Source organism: Listeria sp. ILCC797 (genome assembly GCF_900186185.1).
Classification (GTDB): domain Bacteria; phylum Bacillota; class Bacilli; order Lactobacillales; family Listeriaceae; genus Listeria; species Listeria goaensis.
In genome coordinates this window covers 1-20,837 of record NZ_FYBS01000008.1, presented here as the reverse complement: position 1 = coordinate 20,837, position 20,837 = coordinate 1, and the positions used below count along the sequence as shown (strand labels likewise).

18 protein-coding genes are annotated in these 20,837 nt (G+C 40.9%); 15 read left to right on the top strand and 3 right to left on the bottom strand.

Annotated features, from left to right (window positions below; genetic code table 11):
- Positions 1-64 precede the first annotated feature (64 nt).
- The 3 genes from mfd to BN1609_RS09190 are packed head-to-tail and all read left to right on the top strand — an operon-like array spanning position 65 to position 5,505.
- Positions 65-3,604 carry a transcription-repair coupling factor gene (gene mfd / locus BN1609_RS09200; protein WP_088840780.1) on the top strand — a complete coding sequence of 1,180 codons (3,540 nt, stop codon included), beginning with the start codon at positions 65-67 and terminating at the stop codon, positions 3,602-3,604.
- A gap of 30 nt (positions 3,605-3,634) precedes the next feature.
- Positions 3,635-5,227 (top strand): polysaccharide biosynthesis protein, encoded by a 1,593-nt coding sequence (locus BN1609_RS09195; protein WP_088810750.1) that lies wholly within the window; start codon positions 3,635-3,637, stop codon positions 5,225-5,227.
- 14 nt (positions 5,228-5,241) lie between these two features.
- A complete protein-coding gene (locus BN1609_RS09190; protein ID WP_088810749.1) occupies positions 5,242-5,505 on the top strand; it encodes an RNA-binding S4 domain-containing protein in 264 nt (87 codons plus the stop codon).
- 20 nt (positions 5,506-5,525) lie between these two features.
- Here BN1609_RS09190 and BN1609_RS09185 read toward each other — a convergent pair whose 3' ends face one another.
- Together BN1609_RS09185 and BN1609_RS09180 are read right to left on the bottom strand one after the other, a co-directional pair.
- The gene (locus BN1609_RS09185; protein ID WP_088815903.1) at positions 5,526-6,098 is read right to left on the bottom strand and encodes a lipoprotein; all 573 of its coding nucleotides are present in this window, start codon (positions 6,096-6,098) and stop codon (positions 5,526-5,528) included.
- Between the two features lie 26 nt (positions 6,099-6,124).
- Positions 6,125-6,670 (bottom strand): hypothetical protein, encoded by a 546-nt coding sequence (locus tag BN1609_RS09180; RefSeq protein WP_088839219.1) that lies wholly within the window; start codon positions 6,668-6,670, stop codon positions 6,125-6,127.
- A 222-nt stretch (positions 6,671-6,892) separates the two neighbouring features.
- Between BN1609_RS09180 and BN1609_RS09175 the strand changes: the two genes are divergently transcribed.
- The 7 genes from BN1609_RS09175 to cysK all read left to right on the top strand — a co-directional run bounded on the left by BN1609_RS09175 (position 6,893) and on the right by cysK (position 15,009).
- Positions 6,893-7,285, top strand: coding sequence for a septum formation initiator family protein (locus tag BN1609_RS09175; RefSeq protein WP_088810746.1), 393 nt, complete (start codon positions 6,893-6,895; stop codon positions 7,283-7,285).
- A gap of 84 nt (positions 7,286-7,369) precedes the next feature.
- Positions 7,370-7,795 carry a S1 domain-containing RNA-binding protein gene (locus BN1609_RS09170; RefSeq protein WP_088840779.1) on the top strand — a complete coding sequence of 142 codons (426 nt, stop codon included), beginning with the start codon at positions 7,370-7,372 and terminating at the stop codon, positions 7,793-7,795.
- A gap of 79 nt (positions 7,796-7,874) precedes the next feature.
- Entirely contained in the window at positions 7,875-9,815 is a 1,941-nt protein-coding gene (gene hpt, locus BN1609_RS09165) for a hypoxanthine phosphoribosyltransferase (protein WP_088839223.1), read from the top strand.
- A gap of 305 nt (positions 9,816-10,120) precedes the next feature.
- Positions 10,121-12,181: an ATP-dependent zinc metalloprotease FtsH gene (gene ftsH, locus BN1609_RS09160; RefSeq protein ID WP_088815902.1), complete on the top strand. Its 2,061-nt coding sequence runs from the start codon at positions 10,121-10,123 to the stop codon at positions 12,179-12,181.
- Between the two features lie 64 nt (positions 12,182-12,245).
- Positions 12,246-13,022, top strand: coding sequence for a type III pantothenate kinase (locus BN1609_RS09155; protein WP_088810743.1), 777 nt, complete (start codon positions 12,246-12,248; stop codon positions 13,020-13,022).
- Entirely contained in the window at positions 13,019-13,903 is an 885-nt protein-coding gene (gene hslO, locus BN1609_RS09150) for an Hsp33 family molecular chaperone HslO (RefSeq protein WP_088810742.1), read from the top strand. Before BN1609_RS09155 ends, hslO begins: the two co-directional genes overlap by 4 nt.
- Positions 13,904-14,082: 179 nt before the next feature.
- Entirely contained in the window at positions 14,083-15,009 is a 927-nt protein-coding gene (gene cysK, locus BN1609_RS09145) for a cysteine synthase A (protein ID WP_088839220.1), read from the top strand.
- A gap of 572 nt (positions 15,010-15,581) precedes the next feature.
- Here cysK and BN1609_RS13880 read toward each other — a convergent pair.
- Entirely contained in the window at positions 15,582-15,680 is a 99-nt protein-coding gene (locus tag BN1609_RS13880; RefSeq protein WP_117584604.1) for a type I toxin-antitoxin system Fst family toxin, read from the bottom strand.
- 437 nt (positions 15,681-16,117) lie between these two features.
- On the opposite strand from BN1609_RS13880, the gene folP reads away from it, so the two are divergent.
- The 5 genes from folP (at position 16,118) to lysS (ending at position 20,454) form a co-directional block, all read left to right on the top strand.
- Positions 16,118-16,903, top strand: coding sequence for a dihydropteroate synthase (gene folP, locus BN1609_RS09140; RefSeq protein ID WP_088839224.1), 786 nt, complete (start codon positions 16,118-16,120; stop codon positions 16,901-16,903).
- Between the two features lie 4 nt (positions 16,904-16,907).
- Positions 16,908-17,276 (top strand): dihydroneopterin aldolase, encoded by a 369-nt coding sequence (folB, locus tag BN1609_RS09135; RefSeq protein WP_088840778.1) that lies wholly within the window; start codon positions 16,908-16,910, stop codon positions 17,274-17,276.
- The gene (folK, locus tag BN1609_RS09130; RefSeq protein WP_088840777.1) at positions 17,277-17,756 is read left to right on the top strand and encodes a 2-amino-4-hydroxy-6-hydroxymethyldihydropteridine diphosphokinase; all 480 of its coding nucleotides are present in this window, start codon (positions 17,277-17,279) and stop codon (positions 17,754-17,756) included. It abuts the gene before it with no gap.
- Positions 17,757-17,837: 81 nt separating this feature from the next.
- A complete protein-coding gene (gene dusB, locus BN1609_RS09125) occupies positions 17,838-18,833 on the top strand; it encodes a tRNA dihydrouridine synthase DusB (protein ID WP_088810738.1) in 996 nt (331 codons plus the stop codon).
- A 127-nt stretch (positions 18,834-18,960) separates the two neighbouring features.
- Positions 18,961-20,454 (top strand): lysine--tRNA ligase, encoded by a 1,494-nt coding sequence (lysS, locus tag BN1609_RS09120; protein WP_088810737.1) that lies wholly within the window; start codon positions 18,961-18,963, stop codon positions 20,452-20,454.
- Positions 20,455-20,837: the final 383 nt, after the last annotated feature.

Genomic DNA, 20,837 nt, shown 5'->3' with positions numbered 1-20,837 from the left:
GTGTTGGGAAGAAGGAATTTTCTGACAAATAAGCAATTGAAGATGGGAAGAGGAGAGGTTGACTTTGAAAGGTTTAAAACAATTAATTTTTGAACAAAAAGAAATCCGCCAAATCATTAGTGCGGTTAACGATAAAAAAGAATCACAACTCGTAACAGGATTATCGGGTTCATCGCGCGCACTTTTTGCGAGCGTACTCGAAGGAGCGACACAAAAACAAACGTTGCTCGTCACACATAATTTGTATCACGCGCAAAAATTGTACGATGATTTGCTCACATTAATCGACTTTGACCGCCTATTTTTATACCCGGCAGACGAACTCATTTCCTCCGAACTAAGCGTATCAAGCCCCGAACTTCGCGGTCAGCGCGTAGAAGCACTCGACTTTCTTCTTTCGGAAAAACCGGGAATTTTAGTTGTCCCTGTAGCAGGGCTTCGAAAAATACTTCCGCCCGTTTCGTTATGGAAAAAATACAACCTGCAAATTGTTCAAGGTGAGGAAATTGATCCCGAACAGCTAAAAGAAAGCCTCGTGACAATGGGCTATACAATGAGTGGTATGGTCAATACGCCCGGAGAATTCAGCATTCGCGGTGGCATTATCGATGTCTATCCAATCACAGAAGAATTCCCCGTGCGCATTGAACTTTTTGATACAGAAATTGATTCGCTTCGCTATTTCGATGTTGAAACGCAGCGTTCGCATCAGAAACTTGCTGAATTTCGCATCTTGCCCGCAACGGAAATTTTGCTTGAGCAAGCTTATTTCCCAGATATTGTGACGCGCCTTGAAAAAGGTCTTGCTGCAACGTTAAAAAACATGAAAAACGAAGAAGACAAGCAAGGCTTAATGGAAAATATCGAAACGGATTTGGAACTGCTTCGTTCGGGAATAAAGCCGGATATGTTCTTTAAATATATTGGACTAGCCTACCCAGATCCCGCCTCGATCCTCGACTATGCCGCACAAGATATGCTTTTCGTTTTAGACGAGTATGGACGCATTCAAGAAACCGACGAACGTTTAGAAAAAGAAGAAGCAGAATGGCATACGGAAACGCTCAGCCGGCTAGAAACCGTGCGCGATGTCAAATTGGGTCACCATTTTAAAGAGCTTATGGAAAGCGTGCGGACGCCGAAAATTTATTTGACGTTATTCCAAAAAGCACATAGCGCCATGCGCGTTTCGCAAACAACCAATTTAGTTTATAAACAAATGCAACAATTTCACGGACAAATGTCTGTTTTAAAAACGGAATTAGATAGTTGGCACAAAAATAATTATGCGGTCGTCATTTTGGCGCCTTCCGTAGAACGGGCAACTAAAATGCAACAGACTTTGGCAGATTATGACATGGAAAGTGTCATTTTAACGCGCGAAGAAGATGTGCCAAAATACGGCGCTGTCCAATTTGTCATCGGTACCTTCCAAAACGGCTTTGAATTACCGCTTGCAAAAGTGGTCATCATTAGCGAAACAGAACTTTTTAATAAAAAGACGAAAAAAGTTAAAAAACGCCAGAAACTTTCAAATGCTGAACGAATTCAAAGTTATTCGGAACTTAAAGTTGGTGATTATGTCGTTCACGTCAACCACGGTATCGCACGCTATGTCGGCATGGAAACCCTTGAAATTAGCGGTGTTCATAAGGATTATTTGCTACTGGTTTACCAAGGTGAAGACAAATTATTTATCCCTGTGGAACAGCTCGATTTAGTCCAAAAATATGTAGGGGCTGAGGGGAAAGCACCGAAATTAAATAAGCTTGGCGGTTCAGAGTGGAAGCGCGTCAAAACAAAAGTGAAGGCGTCTGTGCAAGATATTGCGGATGATTTGATTAAGCTTTACGCAGAACGTGAGGCGGAGAAAGGCTTTGCGTTTAGTCCGGATAGCGATATGCAGCGCGAATTTGAGGATTCATTTCCGTATCAACCAACTGAAGACCAAATTCGTTCGATTCGGGAAATTAAGCATGACATGGAACGCATTCGCCCGATGGACCGGCTTCTCGTTGGAGATGTTGGTTACGGGAAAACGGAAGTTGCGCTTCGTGCGGCGTTTAAGGCGGTCATGGACGGCAAGCAAGTCGCATTTTTAGTACCGACGACCATTTTGGCGCAGCAACATTTTGAAACGATGAAAGAACGCTTCCAAGGTTTTCCAATTAATATTGGGCTATTAAGCCGTTTTAGAACGCGGAAACAACAAAACGAAACAATTTCCGGTTTGGCGTCTGGGACGGTGGACATTGTCGTCGGGACGCATCGCCTTCTTTCGAAAGACGTAAAATATCGCGACCTCGGCTTCCTAATTGTCGACGAGGAACAACGCTTTGGTGTGACGCACAAGGAAAAAATCAAACAAATCCGGTCTAAAATTGATGTTTTAACCTTGACGGCGACGCCGATTCCGCGGACGTTACACATGTCCATGCTCGGCGTGCGTGATTTGTCTGTCATTGAAACGCCACCGGCAAATAGATTTCCTGTGCAAACGTATGTTACAGAACAAAATAACGTTTTAGTTCGCGAGGCAATTGAGCGGGAACTAGCACGCGAGGGACAAGTGTATTATTTATATAATCGAGTCGAATCGATTTTGCAAAAAGCAGATGAAATTTCCATGCTCGTTCCAGATGCGCGTGTGGCTGTAGCGCACGGTCAAATGACAGAATCTGAGTTAGAATCGGTCATCTTAAGCTTCCTTGAAGGGGAGTATGACGTGTTAGTGACGACGACGATTATTGAAACGGGCGTGGATATTCCAAACGTGAATACGCTGTTTGTTCAAAACGCCGATCATATGGGGCTCTCGCAGCTCTACCAATTACGTGGTCGGGTTGGGCGTTGGAACCGCATCGCCTATGCTTACTTTATGTATCAAAAGGATAAAATTCTACGTGAGGAAGCTGAAAAACGACTTCAAGCGATTAAGGAATTTACTGAACTAGGCTCTGGATTTAAAATTGCGATGCGCGATTTGTCTATCCGCGGCGCGGGTAATATACTAGGAGCACAGCAACATGGCTTTATTGATTCAGTCGGATTTGACCTTTATTCGCAAATGCTTAAAGAAGCGATTGAAGCGCGCCGGCCGAAGGAAGAACAAGAACCCGTTGCACCAGTTGAAATCGACATTCAAGTTGATGCTTACATTCCAGAATATTATATTACGGACAGCAGACAGAAAATCGAAATGTATAAACGCTTCCGAAATGTCCTAGATGTGGAAGAACTTGAATCGCTGAAAAGCGATATGATGGATCGTTTTGGGGAATATCCAGAAGAAGTGGAGTACTTATTTACGGTGACAGAACTTCGTGTGCATGCGCTTCTTGTTGGTGTAGAGCTAATCAAGGAAGAAGCGAAAAAAATCACGATTCTCTTCTCGGAAAAAGGAACGGGAAATATTCGCGGTGACAAAGTGATGGAAGTGATTTCGGAATACGGGAGAAATGTTGGTGTTGGCATGGAAGGGACTTGCCTAAAACTCACGATGAACGTGCAAAACAAGAGTTTGCAGGAATGGCTGTATGCGGTGAAAGTCATCATCGAAAACTTGAAAACCGCTTTAAAAGAGCCGAGTGAGGTTGAAAACTAAAGGGGAAATGTAGCAGAAAGGCGGCATAGTATGTCAGAACGCTCGATTAAAAACTTAATGCGCGGCGCAATGTGGCTCACAATTGCCTCGCTAATTTCCAAAATTCTAAGCGCCATTTATCGTGTACCGTTCCAAAACATGGTCGGCGATGTCGGTTTTTATATTTTTCAACAAGTTTATCCGTTTTACGGGATTGCGATGACTTTTGCGCTAGGCGGCTTCCCAGTTGTCATTTCGAAAATGATGGCCGAAGCTGAAGGAAACACGAGGCGCCAACAAATTATTTTGCAATCCATTTACCGGACACTCCGAGTAGTGAGCATCTTACTGTTTCTATTTCTATTTGCCTTCGCGTACAGCATTGCAAATATGATGGGCGACTTGCAACTTGCACCGCTCATTCAAACCGTAAGTTTTGTTTTCCTGCTCACACCGCAACTCGCTTTTTTGCGCGGCTATTTCCAAGGCCAAGATGACATGATACCAACCGCCGTTTCACAAACCATCGAACAGCTCATTCGCGTCGGCATCATCATCGTCGGCGCATGGCTCGCAGTCAAAAGCGGCCAAAGTCTCTACACAGCAGGCAGTATGGCCATGAGCGGCGCCTTTTTCGGCGGACTTGCTGCCGTCTTAATATTAAGGCATTTTCATAAGAAAAGACTTTCCGAAGGTGGCTTAAAAGTTTGGGGAAGCTTCCCGAGCAAAACTGAAAAGCGAGGAATTGCTAAGGCGTTTCTCATTCAAAGTCTAGCCATTTGTACAGTTAGCGCCATGCTAATTATTTTCCAACTGCTCGATTCCTTTCAAGTCTATCGCCTAATGATTGAAGGTGGCATTCCAGATTTAGTAGCTAAATCGCTTAAAGGGGTATACGATAGAGGGCAGCCCATTTTACAGCTCGGTCTAGTCCTTTCAACCGGCCTTGCGCTTGCGCTTGTACCAATGATTACCGCGGCACGAGTGAGCGGCGAACGCAAAAAATTGGAACGCTCCGTGCTTCTCGGCATGAAACTCACACTCATTTTATCCGCCGCAGAAACAGTCGGACTTATCGTCATCATGCGCCCGCTAAACCAGATGCTCTTTGAAACGAGCGACGGCACGCTAGTCTTGCAGCTTTTTATGCCCGCCGTCTTTTTGAGCTCGCTTATCATTATGACAAGCAGCATTTTGCAAGGCTTCGGCAAGATTTCCGTTCCCGCAGTGGCCGTTTTAATTGGGGCAATAACAAAATGTGCAGCGAACGCATTTCTTGTCCCCCGTTACGCCACGCTCGGCGCGTCTTTAGCCACGTGTATCGGTCTCTTTGTTATTTTAGTGGTTTGTTATTTTGCACTAAAGCAGAATGCCGACGTGCCATTTTTCGAACGGCAGACCATCTTCAATTTATGCGGCGCCCTTCTTGTGATGTGTGTGTTCCCAGTGTTGTGGGAGTGGCTTGCGCCCGCCGTAACAAGAACAGGCAGCGCCGTACAAGCAGTCCTAAGTGTAGCACTTGGCGGCGGCGTATTTTTAATCTTCGCGCTCCGCTACAAACTGCTCACTGCTCGTGATTTCACATACCTACCATTTGGCGCCAGATTATTATGGCTCAGTCAAAAGGTAGTAAAAAATAAATAAAGAGGTGTAAAAAAATGCGTTTAGATAAATTTTTAAAAGTTTCTAGATTAATAAAACGCCGTACAGTTGCAAAAGAAGTAGCTGAAAAAGGGCGAATTGCAATTAACGGAGTTGTTGCCAAACCAGGTACAAATGTAAAAGTAGGTGACGAGCTTGTTATTCGCTTTGGTCCAAAAACGGTGACAGCGAAAATCGACCGTTTAGAAGAAAATGCCAGAAAAGAAGCAGCTGCAGAAATGTATACGATTATAAGCGAAACGCGAAATGATGCTGAATAAAAAAAGCCCAAACCAAGTCGTTAATTGGTTTGGGCTTCTTTTTGTTTTGTAAAAGATGAGCGGACGTTTGTTATTGAAGAAAAGTCTTCATCTTCTTGCTCATATATAAGTGTATCGTCTAATAATTTGAACGTCGCTGAAATGTTTTCTTTTGTAAACTCGATATAATATTTATCATTTTTTTCGGTTTCTGTTATTTGACTTATATTTTTATTTTTTTTAAGACTATTTAAATGAGTAGGGATGCTCCCTCTGTCGGAAGCGGTTTTATATGAATAGATTTTAAGTACTTTTACTTCGCCTGTTAACTCATATCCCTCTTTATCTTGGCGAGGTTTCGTCTGATACTTCGTGATAGTTGTTTCAACCATATTCTTAACCGTATGCTTCACTTCCCCGTTGGAAGAAATTTCGATATGTGTTTTGACATGGCTACCTTTCGCATCATAAGTCATAGGCTCCTCGTCGTCAAGAGTTACGGTCGATTCTTCAATATTCCAAGTCCCTACATACTGTTTGTCGATTTTGCTCCCACAACCACTGAGAAGTGCAAGGATTAAAATAAATAGAGTGCTAAAAATAAATTTTTTCATATAGTAATTCTCCTAAGTTAGTAAAGTTATTTTGTGAAAATGGAGGTACTTTTTGCATTTCCGTAATTTTTATTGAATTGAGTTTGGACAAGGGTCTTGTTTTTAAATTTTAAATTAATTCGGATGCCCGTAGAAAATTTTTGGGTATATTCGATACGGTACTCGCCATTTTTTTCTTTCCCCGAAACATCGCTAAGCTCTTCTGATGATTTCAAATCGGCAAGTGTACTTTTCGCAAATTCTTTATCTAAATCCGTTTTGTAAGGTAGGGTAATACTTTTTTTATAATCGCCCGTTAACCGATATTTTCCTTTTTCGTCCACAGGCTCAAGCTTATAGTCAGCTTTTGATTTGACATCACCATTGATGGTTTTTTCTTCGACTTTACCATTAGCGGAAATTTTTATATGGCCAACGGGTGTAATACTTCCTTTCCTTTCTTTACCATCGATAAGCAGAGTGAAATTTTTTAGCGACCACTTGCCAGCGTGTGCATCATCAACTACGTTACCGCAACCTCCGAGTAAAGTTAAAGGTAAAACAATTAACAAGCTAAAAATCATTTTTTTCATGTTGTATACTCCTTTTTATGTTTTGACAATTATCGTTTTAGTTTAACATAAAAAATTAACCAATGGGAAAAGAATTTTAAGCCTACGTAGTCATTGTTTTTTCAACGGTTTTTATTTTTGTAAAAAAATAGTCGATTTCACGGATACCAATAGACAAACAGAAAAAAAATTGTTATTATTTTAGATAGGAGAATCTTTTTACTTGACTAGGAGGTGCGATAGATGAAGAATGAAAAAAATGTGACGCGTATGCAGAATCGCTATATTAAAGACACGCAAACGTTGAAGAAAATTAAAAATCGTCGTCGCGTTGCCTTAGCTAGAAGGCTTACAGGCCTTGTAGTTGTTTTAGTCATTGTTTTCGGTGCGTTATTTTTCACTTATACAAAACAAGCATTATTGTTACAAGAGAAAAAAACTGAAAAAGTAAAAACAGAGCAAAAGCTCGCTGATTCAAAAAAGGAAGAAAAAGCTTTGAAGAGTCAAATCAATAAATTGCATGATGATGATTATATTGCGAAACTAGCTAGAAGCGAGTATTATCTTTCGAAGGAAGGCGAGATTATTTTTAATACGCCAACTGGAGATGATGAGAAAAAAACATCGTCAAATTAGTAGAGCAAACTATTTTGACATGGCTTTAAATAACGTTATAATAAATGTTGTAAAGAGTGATTTTTAAGGAGGAAGCTTTTTTTTATGTCGATCGAAGTAGGCAACAAGTTGCAAGGGAAAGTTACTGGGATTACTAATTTTGGAGCGTTTGTGGAGCTTGAAGGTGGCAAAACAGGTCTGGTCCATATTAGTGAGGTTGCAGATAATTATGTGAAAGATATTAATGATATTTTGACTGTTGGGGATGAAGTTACCGTTAAAATTATGAATGTTTCTGATGAGGGGAAAATTGGTCTTTCAATTCGTAAAGCTGTAGATCGTCCAGAGCGTCCAGAACGCAATTACGATAAGAAGCCTAAATTCAATAAGAAGCCGGTAAGAAGTGCGAAGCCAGCGGAGAATTTTGAAGATATCATGGCTCAATTTTTAAAAGATAGTGAAGATCGTCTATCGACAATTAAACGTCAAACAGAATCAAAACGTGGTGGTCGTGGCGCTCGTCGCGGCTAAACCGATTATAGAAATAAATTAGGATGGGTGAAGCCCATCCTTGTTTTCTCATATAAAGATGGAAGAAAGGTCTTTTTTCATGGATGATTTTTTAAGACGTGTTGAAAATGAAATAGTGAAATATGACCTAATCCGGCCAAATGAAAAGTTGCTTGTCGCAGTTTCAGGTGGTCCGGATTCTTTGGCGTTGCTGCATTTCCTAATGAATCGCCAAGGCGCAAACAATCTAGTTGTTCTCCACGTGAATCATTTGCTTCGCGCTGAGTCAGACGAGGAAGCGGATTTCGTTCGCAGCTTTGCGGAGAGGCACAATCTTGCTTTTATCCAAAAGAAAGTAGACGTTCAGAGCTTGGCGGTTTCTGAAAAAAGAGGGATTGAAGAGACGGCGCGTCTTGTGAGGTATCGTTTTTTTGAGGAGTCGATGCTGGAGTCGGGGATTCAGAAAATTGCGCTTGCGCACCATGCTGATGATCAAATTGAAACGATTTTGATGCGTCTTGTTCGCGGAAGTTCGGGTACGGGGTTTTCTGGAATCCGTCCGATGCGTATGCTAGGTGAAGGTCATGTTATTCGTCCGTTTCTTTCCGTTTCGAAAAAAGATATTTTAGCCTATACGTCGGAACATAAGCTTCCATTTGTTGTCGATGCATCTAATGAAATGGATAATTTTACGCGGAATCGTTTTAGAAAACATATTGTTCCGCTACTTGAAAAGGAAAACGTTGGCATTGCTGAGCATTTTAAAAATTTTTCGGATGAAACGTGGGAGGATTTTCACTTTTTAGATGAAATGGCACTGTCCGAATTTGAGAAAATTGCTGTAAAAGAAGAGGGCTTTGTTAAAATAGAGCGAAATGCAGTAGAAAATATGGCGAATCCTTTACAACGGCGCATAATTCATTTACTATTAAAATATCTGTATAATAATGATATTCAAGATATTTCAAAGCGTCATATAGAAGCAATTTATGGTGTTATTCATGGAAATAATCCTTCTGCCACACTCAATTTGCCAAAAAACGTCATCTTTAGGCGTACATATGACCAACTAGAAGCATTTTTCTATAAAGAAGAGGTAAAGAAGGAATTTTATTATCAGATAGCTCCGAATGATCGGATTGAAATGTTAGACGGTTCTGTTTTTAAAATGCGACAAAAAAGCTCTGTCGTTCAAACAGCAGGCCTAAATGGCATTATTATAGATGCTGAGGCCGTTTCCTTACCCCTTGTTATTCGTAATCGCCTTCCGGGTGACAGAATGACACTCAAAGGGACTGGCGGGACGAAAAAATTAAAAGACATTTTTATCGATGCTAAAATCCCTAAATTCTTACGAGATACGATTCCTGTTGTAACAGATGATAATGGGAAAGTTTTGTGGGTGCCAGGTGTTAAGGAATCCTGTTATGTTGTAAAACCAAGTCGCGAAAAAAAGCAATTTATTATGAGGTATAGCAAGAATTTAGGAGGAAAGAAAAGCATGCATAACGATATTCAAAAGGTGCTAATTAGTGAAGAGGAAATTCAAAAGAAGATTCGTGAGCTTGGTGTTGAGTTAACGACAGAATATGAGGGACGTAATCCGCTAGTTATTGGCGTGTTAAAAGGTGCAACGCCGTTTATGACAGATTTAATTAAACGAGTCGACACCTACTTAGAAATGGATTTCATGGACGTTTCAAGTTACGGAAATGGCATGGTTTCGTCTGGTGAAGTCAAAATCATTAAAGATTTAAATACATCTGTTGAAGGACGAGATGTTTTAATTGTAGAAGATATTATTGATAGCGGACGTACACTTAGTTATTTAGTAGACTTGATTAAGTATCGAAAAGCAAAATCGGTGAAGCTCGTAACGTTACTCGATAAACCAGAAGGCCGAAATGTTGATATTGATGCCGACTATGTTGGGTTTATTGTCCCAAATGAATTTGTCGTTGGGTACGGACTTGATTTTGCTGAAAGATATCGTAACTTACCGTATATTGGTGTTTTAAAACCGGAAATTTATTCGGAGTGATAAAATTTCACTTTTGCCACGCTTTTTTGCTAAAATGTAAAGTATAAGTAAAAAGGTTGATAAAGTAAGTAGAAATTTTGCGAAACATGCAAATTAGTAGGCAACACGCCAGCGTTATGCTATTATTAATCTTAGTTTTTTAGCTCATAATACCTATTGGGGAATGACTTTACTAATAAATGAATCTTCGTGAGAGAAATTGAATTTCGGATGTGTTTTTTCGGAAAAATAGGGAAAAGTTTGTTGTTTCCTTGAAGCCAATTTTAAAAGTATAATCCAGGCTCTTACGTGGGAGGAGGTACGGAATGAACAGATTTTTTAGAAATGCAATATTTTATGTCATAATATTCCTAGTCATCATTGGAATTGTAGCTTCCTTTAACAATAATAAAGAGGCAGCCAAGGATATTAGTTATTCAGAGTTTATGACGAAACTGGAGGACGGGGATGTAAAATCATTTACTATCCAACCTGATCGCAGTGTTTATACAATTGAAGGTGAATTTAAATCTTCAGATAAATCATCAGAGGATGATAAGAAAGTATTAGGCCAAAATAAAAGTGATACGGCCTTCACAACTTATGCGCTTAGTAGTGATACGCTATTAACGGATATGCAAAAAGAAGCAGATAGCAATAAAACTAAATGGGAAGTTGTCCCAGCTAAACAAAATAATGGATGGGTTACCTTCCTTTCTTCCATTATTCCGTTCCTAATTATCATTATCCTGTTCTTCTTCTTAATGAGCCAGTCACAAGGTGGCGGCGGTGGTAAAGTGATGAGCTTTGGTAAGAGCAAAGCAAAACTTTACAATGACGATAAGAAGAAAGTGCGATTTACAGATGTTGCAGGAGCAGATGAGGAGAAACAAGAACTTGTTGAAGTGGTTGAGTTCTTGAAAGATCCGCGTAAATTTGCTGATTTAGGTGCACGTATTCCAAAAGGTGTGCTTTTAGTCGGACCACCGGGAACAGGTAAAACGTTACTTGCCCGTGCTGTAGCAGGAGAAGCGGGTGTGCCATTCTTCTCAATCAGTGGTTCTGACTTTGTAGAAATGTTTGTTGGTGTCGGTGCGAGCCGTGTTCGTGATTTGTTCGAAAATGCGAAGAAAAATGCGCCATGTATTATCTTTATCGATGAAATTGATGCTGTAGGTCGTCAGCGTGGTGCTGGCATGGGCGGTGGTCACGATGAACGTGAACAAACGCTTAACCAATTGCTCGTTGAAATGGATGGTTTCGGTGGTAATGAAGGTATTATCATTATCGCAGCAACGAACCGTGCAGATGTACTTGACCCAGCCCTTCTTCGTCCAGGCCGTTTCGACCGTCAAATTATGGTTGACCGCCCAGACGTAAAAGGCCGTGAAGCAGTATTACGCGTACATGCTAGAAACAAACCTTTAGCCAAAAGTGTTGATTTAAAAGCGATTGCGCAACGTACGCCTGGTTTCTCCGGGGCAGACCTAGAAAACTTACTAAATGAAGCGGCATTAGTTGCTGCTCGTGCTGATAAAAAGCAAATTGATATGAGTGATTTAGACGAAGCGAGCGACCGCGTTATTGCTGGTCCTGCTAAGAAAAATCGCGTTATTTCTAAAAAAGAACGCCGCACAGTTGCTTACCACGAAAGTGGGCATACAGTTGTCGGTATGGTGCTTGATGAAGCCGAAACAGTTCATAAAGTAACCATTGTTCCACGTGGGCAAGCCGGCGGTTACGCTGTCATGCTTCCGAAAGAAGACCGCTTCTTAATGACGAAAGCAGAACTTCTTGACCGAATTACGGGCTTGCTTGGTGGACGTGTTGCTGAAGAAATTACGTTCGGTGAAGTTACAACAGGCGCAAGTAATGACTTTGAACGCGCAACAGAAATTGCACGCCGCATGGTAACAGAATGGGGTATGAGTGATAAAATTGGACCGCTTCAATTCACATCAGGAAACGGTCAAGTGTTCATGGGTCGCGACTTCGGGAGCGATAAAGGATTCTCTGATAAGATTGCTTATGAAATTGACACAGAAGTTCAAAGCCTTATTCGCTACTGTTACGACCGCGCCAAAAATATTCTTTTAGAACATAAAGAGCAACATGTTCTAATCGCGGAAACACTTCTTGAAGTGGAAACGCTAGATGCTCGCCAAATTCGTTCGCTATTTGATGACGGTGTAATGCCTCCAGATGCGGATACATTAACGGTTGAAGAATATCCTTCCGAAAAAGATGATGAAGAACCAAAATCTTTTGATGAAGAAAAAGCGGAATTGAAGCACGAAGAAGCAACTGAAGAGAAAACGCAAGAAACGACATCAGAAGAAGCTGAAAGTGCAGAAGAAAAACCACAAGATAAAAAAGACAACGAATAATAATAGAAAGGACTAAGCATACGTGCTTAGTCCTTTCTTAGAACAAAAACGAGGTGTGAAGGCAATGATTTTAGTCATCGACGTAGGAAATACAAATTGCACGTTTGGGGTTTATGACGGTGAGGAGTTGAAGCGGACTTTTCGGATTGCGACAGATAAGGCGAGGACGGCAGATGAATTAGGGATGCTCGTATTAAGCTTTTTAAACCATGAAAAAATATTACCAGAACAAGTGACGGATGTTGTGATTTGTTCGGTAGTGCCACCCGTTATGCATGCTGTTCAAACGATGAGCACACGCTATTTCCAAGTTGAACCGCTCGTTGTCGGGCCAGGGATTAAAACGGGTTTGAATTTAAAAGTGGAAAATCCGCGGGAACTGGGCGCCGACAGAATTGTGAATGCGGTCGCGGCTCTTGAAGAATACAAAAGCCCGATTATTATTGTTGATTTTGGCACAGCCACAACATTTTGCTACATTGACGAAAAAGGCACCTATCAAGGCGGAGCGATTGCACCAGGCATCATGACGGCAACGGAAGCACTGTACAATCACGCCGCAAAACTACCTCGGGTGGATATAAAAGCTTCGCAAAACGTAATTGGCAAGACGACAGTGACCTCTATGCAGGCCGGCATTTTTTATGGCTTCATCGGCCAATGTGAAGGGATTATTTCGGTGATGAAAAAAGAAGCCGGAACAAACCCAATTGTTGTCGCGACTGGTGGTTTGGCGCGTCTGATTACTGAGAAATCGACACTTGTCGATGTGGTGGATCCCTTTTTAACCTTAAAAGGATTGTACGTATTATATAAGCGAAATAAAGGAGAAAAGAAATGAACGATTATTTAGTGAAAGCTTTAGCATATGATGGTCGCGTGCGAATTTATGCAGCGATTACAACAGAAACAGTTAGCGAAGGGCAAAGGCGCCATGATACGTGGCCGGTAGCTTCCGCTGCGCTTGGCCGTACGATGACAGCGACGCTCTTTTTAGGTGCGATGCAAAAAGAAAATCAGAAAATCACAGCAAAAATTGAAGGAAATGGCCCAATCGGCGCAATTATTGCGGATAGTAATACGCAAGGTGGGGTCCGCGGTTACGTCACTAATCCGCACGTCAATTTTGCGGATTTAAATGAAGCCGGGAAACTAGATGTGCGCCGCGGCGTTGGGACAGAAGGAACGCTTTCTATTGTAAAAGATTTAGGTTTTGGCGAAAATTTTACTGGCCAAATTCCAATTGTATCAGGGGAAATTGCTGAGGACTTCACGTATTATTTGGCAAACTCCGAACAAATCAACTCATCTGTAGGTGTAGGCGTCCTTGTTAATCCTGATACGACAATCAAAGCGGCCGGCGGTTTTATGCTGCAACTTCTGCCAGGTGCTGATGACGCGCTAATTACCGAAATCGAAAAGAATTTGGCGAAATGCCCAACTGTTTCGCGCATGATTGATAGCGGGGAAACACCAGAAAGTATCATCGCGCTTCTTGCGGGTGGTGCTGAAAAAGTAAAAATTTTAGAAACGATTCCTGTCCGTTTTGAATGCAACTGTTCAAAAGAGCGCTTTAAAACAGCGATTATTTCATTAGGCAAAGACGAAATTCGTGCAATGATTGATGAAGAACACGGGGCGGAAACGGAATGCCATTTTTGCCGAAACCATTACCATTTTTCGGAAGAAGAGTTGGAAAGTTTATATGAAGAAGCGAAATAAAAAATCATCCGCGTTATGCGGATGATTTTTTATTTAATCACTCGTCGCCACCATTCTTACCATAAAAATACATTAGAAAGCTGTTTCAAACGATAAAGATTCCCAATCGATTTTTAAAATTGACAAAACAACTCGGAATTAGGTAAAGTAAAAGAAAAGCTATTTGGAGGAGTGTTGAAATGAAAATTGCGAATTCAATTACAGAATTAATTGGAAATACCCCTATTGTAAAGTTAAATCGCTTACCGGAAAAAGGTAGTGCGGACGTTTATGTGAAGTTAGAATTTCAAAATCCAGGTGGGAGCGTGAAAGATCGCATTGCAAATGCTATGATTGAAGCAGCTGAAAAAGAAGGTGTCTTGAAGCCTGGTGATACAATCATTGAGCCGACAAGTGGAAACACAGGAATTGGTCTTGCGATGGTAGCAGCTGCAAAAGGGTACCATGCAATTTTCGTTATGCCAGATACAATGAGCCTTGAAAGACGTAAACTTCTTCAAGCATACGGTGCAGAACTTGTGCTCACAAAAGGTGCAGACGGTATGAAAGGGGCCATTCAAAAAGCAGATGAACTTGCTAAAGAACATGGTTATTTTATCCCGCAACAATTTCACAACCCTGCAAACCCACAGGTTCATGAAAAAACGACTGGTCCAGAGATTGTCGAAGCTTTCGGTAAAGATGGGCTTGACGCGTTCATTTCCGGCGTAGGAACTGGTGGTACTGTTACTGGTGCAGGACACGTGTTACGAAAAAATTATCCGGATATTAAAATCTATGCTTTAGAACCAGAAGAATCGCCTGTATTAAGTGGTGGTGTTCCTTCGCCGCATAAAATCCAAGGCATTGGGGCTGGATTTGTTCCAGATACACTGGATACAAAAGTATATGATGGTGTCCTTAAAGTGGCTAGTGAAGATGCTCTAGTTACCGCGCGTGAAGTTGCGAAAAAAGAAGGGATTTTAGTTGGGATTTCTTCTGGAGCGACAATTAAAGCTGCTTTAGACCTTGCTAAGGAGCTTGGCGAAGGAAAAAAAGTGCTTGCAGTTGTGGCGAGCAACGGTGAACGCTATTTAAGCACTGCGTTATATAATTTTGATGAGTAATAGATAATAGAAGGAGATGAGTGTCGTCACTCATCTCTTTTTATGTAAAGAAATAAAATTCTAATCTTTTTCTAATCTTCTACACAGTAGAAACACTTTTTTTGCGCGTATGATGCATTTATAAGCTAACAACAAACAAAACATTTTCATTTCTTTCCCTTTTTAGAATGAAAATCCAAAACTCCCTTTTGGACCAATGCGGTTTACTCCCTTTTTTCCGCATTGGTTTTTGTTTGCGTAAAATGAAAAAAAGAAAATGAAACTCTTAACAAACTTTCATTTTCCTCACAGAAGGTTTTAGGGAAATCTGTTTATTATATAGTTATAAGCTAACAACAAACAAAACATTTTCATTTTCCCCTTTTAAATGAAAATCCCAAAACTCCCTTTTTTAGCCAGTGTGGTTACTCCCTTTTCCACACTGGTTTTTTATGTCTAAAAGAAAACGTATATTCGCAAAGATTTTGAAATCTGTTAAAATATAGTTGTATAAGAATTGTCATTGTGACACCCAAATACCCTAACTGGTCAGAGCTAGGGTATTTTTTATGGGTTCAGAAGTTTGTTGTCGTCTAATTTCCATTACGCCGACCTTCTAATATGTGTTTGAAAAGCGTAATTACGCAACCAACTACAATCGGCGCAATTAAACTGGTATATAGAATTGCCATGTGTGCACCTGCCCTCTAACGAAATTCGTCAAAGGTAGACAATCATTTTATTATACCTTTTCATTCAAGAGGTGGCTATAGAATCACTGATAAAGCTAGATTTGGCGAAGTTTTACTATCTTTATGGAATAAAAAATAGAATGAGAAGAAAAAAATTGATTTCTTAATGAACTTTCATTTTTCTCACAGTAGATTTTAGGGAAATCTGTTTATTATATAGTCATAAGCTAACAACAACAAAACATTTTCATTTCTCCCCTTTGAATGAAAATCCCAAAACTCCCTTTTTGACCAACGTGGTTTACTCCCTTTTCCACGTTGGTTTTTTATGTGCTTTAAAACAAAAGAGGCTGCTATGAGCTGTTTTGATGCTATAATAATGAAGAGAGGTGAGGCTATTGGTTAAAAAATGGGAAAAGTCACAAACCAGTCTAGTGATGGGGATTTTAAATATTACACCAGATTCATTTTCAGATGGTGGCGCATATATGGACGTGCAGGAAGCTGTTTTACATGCTGAAAAGATGGTGCGAGATGGTGCTAGTATTATTGATGTTGGTGGTGTTTCCACTCGCCCGGGACATTCGGAGGTTTCGATTCATGAGGAAACAAACCGTGTTATTCCTGTTATTAAAGCTCTACGCAAGGCGCTGCCAAATACATATTTATCCATTGATACATGGCGCAGTGAGGTGGCGGAAGCAGCAGTGCTCGCTGGTGCCGATTTGTTAAATGATCAATGGGGCGCGAAAAAAGATTCTAAAATGGCGGCAATTGCTGCTAAATATGATATTCCGATTTGTTTGATGCATAACCGAATGGACCGGGATTATGAAAATTTTATGGAAGAAGTGAAGGCTGACCTAGAAGAAAGTGTTGCAATTTGTCGGCGGGCTGGCGTTAAAGATGAACATATTATTTTAGATCCGGGATTTGGATTTGCAAAATCGGTTGAGCAAAATTTGGAAGTCCTACGCCGCATTGACGAAATTGTCGCGCTAGGCTTTGAAGTTTTACTTGGAACGAGCCGTAAGTCAACAATCGGTCAAGTTTTAAACCTAGAAACAAACGATCGTATTGAAGGCACGGGAGCAACCGTCGTGTACGGTCTGGCGAAAGGCTGTCGTATTGTTCGTGTTCACGATGTGCTTGAAATAGCAAGAATGGTTAGAATGACAGATGCTATTATGGGACATATTGCTTTAAAAAACGAAAAAGGGTGAGAAAATGGATAAAATCTACTTAAATGAACTAAATTTCTATGGTTATCATGGTGTTTTGCCGCAAGAAAACCAGTTGGGGCAAGTTTTTCAAGTGTCGCTGGTGCTTCATTTATCGACGAAAGAAGCAGGGCAGACGGATAGTGTTGAGGATACGGTAAGTTATGCGGACGTTTACGAAACGGTGAAGGAAATTACTGAGGCGCGCGAGTTCAAATTGATTGAAGCACTTGCGGAAACAATTGCTACGGAAGTTTTGCGAGATTATGCAAAGCTTGAAGCCGTCACAGTGAAAGTCATTAAACCGAATCCGCCAATTCCGGGCCATTATCATTCTGTTGCGGTTGAAATTTATCGTGAGCGGAGTGTGGACTAAATGGCGCAAGCATTTTTATCTCTCGGTTCTAACATTGGTGAAAAGCTGGAAAATCTCACGCAAGCGGTTAAATTGCTGGCAGAAAATCCGAACATCACTGTTGAAAAAGTTTCCAGTGTTTACCAAACGGAGCCAGTTGGTTATGAGGATCAGGATATATTTTTTAACATTGCCGTTCAAATCGAGACATGCCTCGCGCCAGAAGCGCTTCTCGATACATGTTTAAATGTTGAAAAGGAACTCGGTCGCGTGCGCTTGTTTAAATGGGGACCGCGGCTCATCGATGTAGATGTTTTGCTCTATGATGACATTCAAATCGATACCGAAAAACTCAAAATTCCACACCCTTTTATGCAGGAAAGAGCCTTTGTGATGTTGCCTCTTTCAGAAATTGCGGAGGAAGTCGCCAAAACTTACTTAGTTGAAAAATTAATCGAAAATCAAGGGATAAAACGGACAAATTTTCATCTAAAGTGGTAAAAAAAGCACTTGCGAAACTTTTAAACTGTGTTAACATAACACTAGCGTATGAAAAAGGAAAGAGGAAGGGGCTTTAAAAGCATGTTTCAAATTGGTGATGTGGAGATTAAAAACCGTGTAGTCGTTGCTCCGATGGCCGGAATATCAAACTCCGCTTTTAGACTTACAGTGAAAGAATTTGGTGCTGGCCTAGTGTGCTGCGAAATGATTAGCGGCAAAGGCATTGAGTACCGCAACCAAAAAACGATTGATATGCTCTATATAGATGAAAAAGAAAAGCCGTTAAGCTTACAAATTTTTGGCGGTGAGAAGGAAACGCTTGTGGAAGCTGCGAAATTTGTTGCAGAAAATACGACGGCGGACATTATCGACATTAACATGGGTTGTCCAGTTAATAAAATTATTAAATGTGAAGCGGGCGCCAAATGGTTGCTTGACCCGAACAAAGTGCACGATATGGTAAAAGCAGTCGTGGCGGCAATTGACAAGCCAGTTACCGTGAAAATGCGTATTGGCTGGGATGATGAGCATGTTTTTGCTGTAGAAAATGCCTTGGCTGCTGAAAGCGCTGGTGCCGCAGCAATTGCGATGCACGGGCGGACGCGTGTACAAATGTACGAAGGTGTCGCAAATTGGGATATCTTGCGCGATGTAAAAAAGGCTATCAAAATTCCGTTTATGGGAAACGGCGATGTGAAAACGCCAGAAGATGCCAAACGAATGCTTGAAGAAACGGGTGCTGACGGTGTCATGATTGGTCGTGCTGCACTTGGGAACCCGTGGATGATTTATCGTACGGTGAAATATTTGGAGACGGGCGAACTTATGCCAGAACCAGAACCGCGCGAAAAAATTGAAACGGCCTTGCTCCACTTAGACCGCTTAATCGCACTTAAAGGTGAAAATATTGCGGTTCGTGAGTTTCGTCAACATGCCGCTTACTATTTAAAAGGCGCGCGTGGGAGCACTCGAGCAAAAGTTGCGGTGAATCAAGCGACTGAAAAGGCAGAAATGGAAAAAATTCTACTTGATTTCGTTAATCAATATGAAGAGAAAAACCTGATTAAACCGTCTTAAATTCACTTTTAAAAGTTGGCACGCAAATTTGTGTCAACTTTTTCTATAATTAGGGTGGAAAAATAGTATATAAAAAGCGTATAATGAAATCATCTGTTTATAATGAAAAGAATAGGAGTGTCATGATATGACTCACGAAAACCACGAAGAATTAAATGATCAGTTAATCGTTCGCCGTGAAAAAGTTGATACTTTGCGGAATATCGGTGTGGATCCCTTTGGTGAAAAATTTGTCCGTTCCATTAGTCCGGAAGAAATGGAAGTAAAATACAAGGACAAATCAAAGGAAGACTTAGAAGAAGCAAATATCGAAGTTTCTGTCGCGGGACGAATCATGACAAAACGCGTAAAAGGGAAAGTTGGTTTCACGCACATTCAGGATCGTTTCCACCAAGTTCAAATATACATCCGCAAAGATAATATCGGTGAGGAAAAATACGATGTCTTTAAACTAGCGGATCTAGGCGATATCATTGGCATTAAAGGAACTGTTTTCCGCACAAACACTGGGGAACTTTCGGTTAAAGCAACGGATTTTATGATGCTGACAAAAGCGCTTCGCCCGCTTCCAGATAAATACCACGGCTTAAAAGATGTGGAGCAAAGATACCGTCAACGTTATTTAGATCTCATTACCAACGAAGAAAGCCAAAAGCGTTTTGTTATGCGTAGCAAAATCTTAAAATATACACGCGACTATTTAGATGATAACGGTTATTTAGAAGTCGAGACGCCGGTGTTGCACACTGTTGCCGGCGGAGCAGCCGCAAAACCATTTACAACGCACCACAACGCGCTTGACATGGACTTGTATTTGCGTATCGCACTAGAACTCCATTTAAAACGCCTTATCGTAGGAGGTATGGACAAAGTCTACGAAATCGGCCGAGTTTTCCGCAACGAAGGAATTTCAACTCGCCATAACCCAGAATTCACAATGCTTGAATCCTATGCTGCATATGAGGATTTTGAAGATGTGATGGACTTAGTCGAAGGGCTCGTATCCTACGTAGCGGAAAAAACTACAGGTGGAACAACGGTAACTTACGGCGAACACGAAGTAAAACTAGCGCCAGGCTGGACGCGAATCCACATGGCAGACGCTGTCAAAGAATATGCAGGTGTTGATTTATGGAATGTCACAACTGAAGAAGCTCGCGAACTTGCGAAAAAACACAATGTCGAAATCACAGAACACATGACATATGGCCATATTCTAAACGAATTTTTCGAGACTTTCGTCGAAGAAAAGCTCATTCAACCAACATTCGTATACGGACACCCAGTTGAAATCTCTCCTCTGGCTAAAATGAGTAAAACTGACAGTCGTTTCACCGACCGTTTTGAACTCTTCATTGTTGGACGCGAACACGCAAATGCCTTTTCGGAGCTAAACGACCCAATTGACCAACGCTCCCGTTTTGAATCCCAACTAATCGAACGCGAACAAGGAAATGACGAAGCACACGAAATGGACGACGACTTCCTAGTAGCGCTTGAACAAGGCTTGCCCCCAACCGGCGGCTTAGGGATAGGCATGGACCGTTTGATTATGCTGCTTACAAATGCGCCATCAATTAGAGATGTATTGCTGTTCCCTACGATGAAACATAGAGACTAATAAAAAGCGTGTAGCATTTATAAATTGCTACACGCTTTTTTAAAAGTTAAACGGAGGATAATTTTCTGTAAAAAAACAATTTTTCCTAAGAGAAAAAACTTTTGTAAATATGCTTGCAAAGCCTTTTGAAACATGGTATATTTATAAACGTTCCAGCCAAATGTGTGGAGGTTGAAAAAGTTTTTTAGAAATAAAAAAAGTATTGACTTTACATACTGACTGGTGTAAGATATAAGAGTTGCTGAAAGAAGCAATGTGACCTTTGAAAACTGAACAAAACGAAGATGAAAAAGCGATGAAACAGATGTTTCACCAATCAATTCATAGGACAGGAAACAAAAAGATGTTTCCAAAAAAAGTAAGAAACAAGCTAGCAAAGTCAA

Coding starts and splice junctions, on each gene's coding strand:
- folK (WP_088840777.1), top strand. CDS start 17,277: ATGGCGCAAGCATTTTTATCTCTCGGTTCTAACATTGGTGAAAAGCTG.
- BN1609_RS09155 (WP_088810743.1), top strand. CDS start 12,246: ATGATTTTAGTCATCGACGTAGGAAATACAAATTGCACGTTTGGGGTT.
- hpt (WP_088839223.1), top strand. CDS start 7,875: ATGGATGATTTTTTAAGACGTGTTGAAAATGAAATAGTGAAATATGAC.
- dusB (WP_088810738.1), top strand. CDS start 17,838: ATGTTTCAAATTGGTGATGTGGAGATTAAAAACCGTGTAGTCGTTGCT.
- BN1609_RS09180 (WP_088839219.1), bottom strand. CDS start 6,670: ATGAAAAAAATGATTTTTAGCTTGTTAATTGTTTTACCTTTAACTTTA.
- lysS (WP_088810737.1), top strand. CDS start 18,961: ATGACTCACGAAAACCACGAAGAATTAAATGATCAGTTAATCGTTCGC.
- ftsH (WP_088815902.1), top strand. CDS start 10,121: ATGAACAGATTTTTTAGAAATGCAATATTTTATGTCATAATATTCCTA.
- BN1609_RS09170 (WP_088840779.1), top strand. CDS start 7,370: ATGTCGATCGAAGTAGGCAACAAGTTGCAAGGGAAAGTTACTGGGATT.
- folP (WP_088839224.1), top strand. CDS start 16,118: ATGGGGATTTTAAATATTACACCAGATTCATTTTCAGATGGTGGCGCA.
- folB (WP_088840778.1), top strand. CDS start 16,908: ATGGATAAAATCTACTTAAATGAACTAAATTTCTATGGTTATCATGGT.
- cysK (WP_088839220.1), top strand. CDS start 14,083: ATGAAAATTGCGAATTCAATTACAGAATTAATTGGAAATACCCCTATT.
- BN1609_RS09185 (WP_088815903.1), bottom strand. CDS start 6,098: ATGAAAAAATTTATTTTTAGCACTCTATTTATTTTAATCCTTGCACTT.
- BN1609_RS09175 (WP_088810746.1), top strand. CDS start 6,893: ATGAAGAATGAAAAAAATGTGACGCGTATGCAGAATCGCTATATTAAA.
- hslO (WP_088810742.1), top strand. CDS start 13,019: ATGAACGATTATTTAGTGAAAGCTTTAGCATATGATGGTCGCGTGCGA.
- BN1609_RS09195 (WP_088810750.1), top strand. CDS start 3,635: ATGTCAGAACGCTCGATTAAAAACTTAATGCGCGGCGCAATGTGGCTC.
- BN1609_RS13880 (WP_117584604.1), bottom strand. CDS start 15,680: ATGGCAATTCTATATACCAGTTTAATTGCGCCGATTGTAGTTGGTTGC.
- BN1609_RS09190 (WP_088810749.1), top strand. CDS start 5,242: ATGCGTTTAGATAAATTTTTAAAAGTTTCTAGATTAATAAAACGCCGT.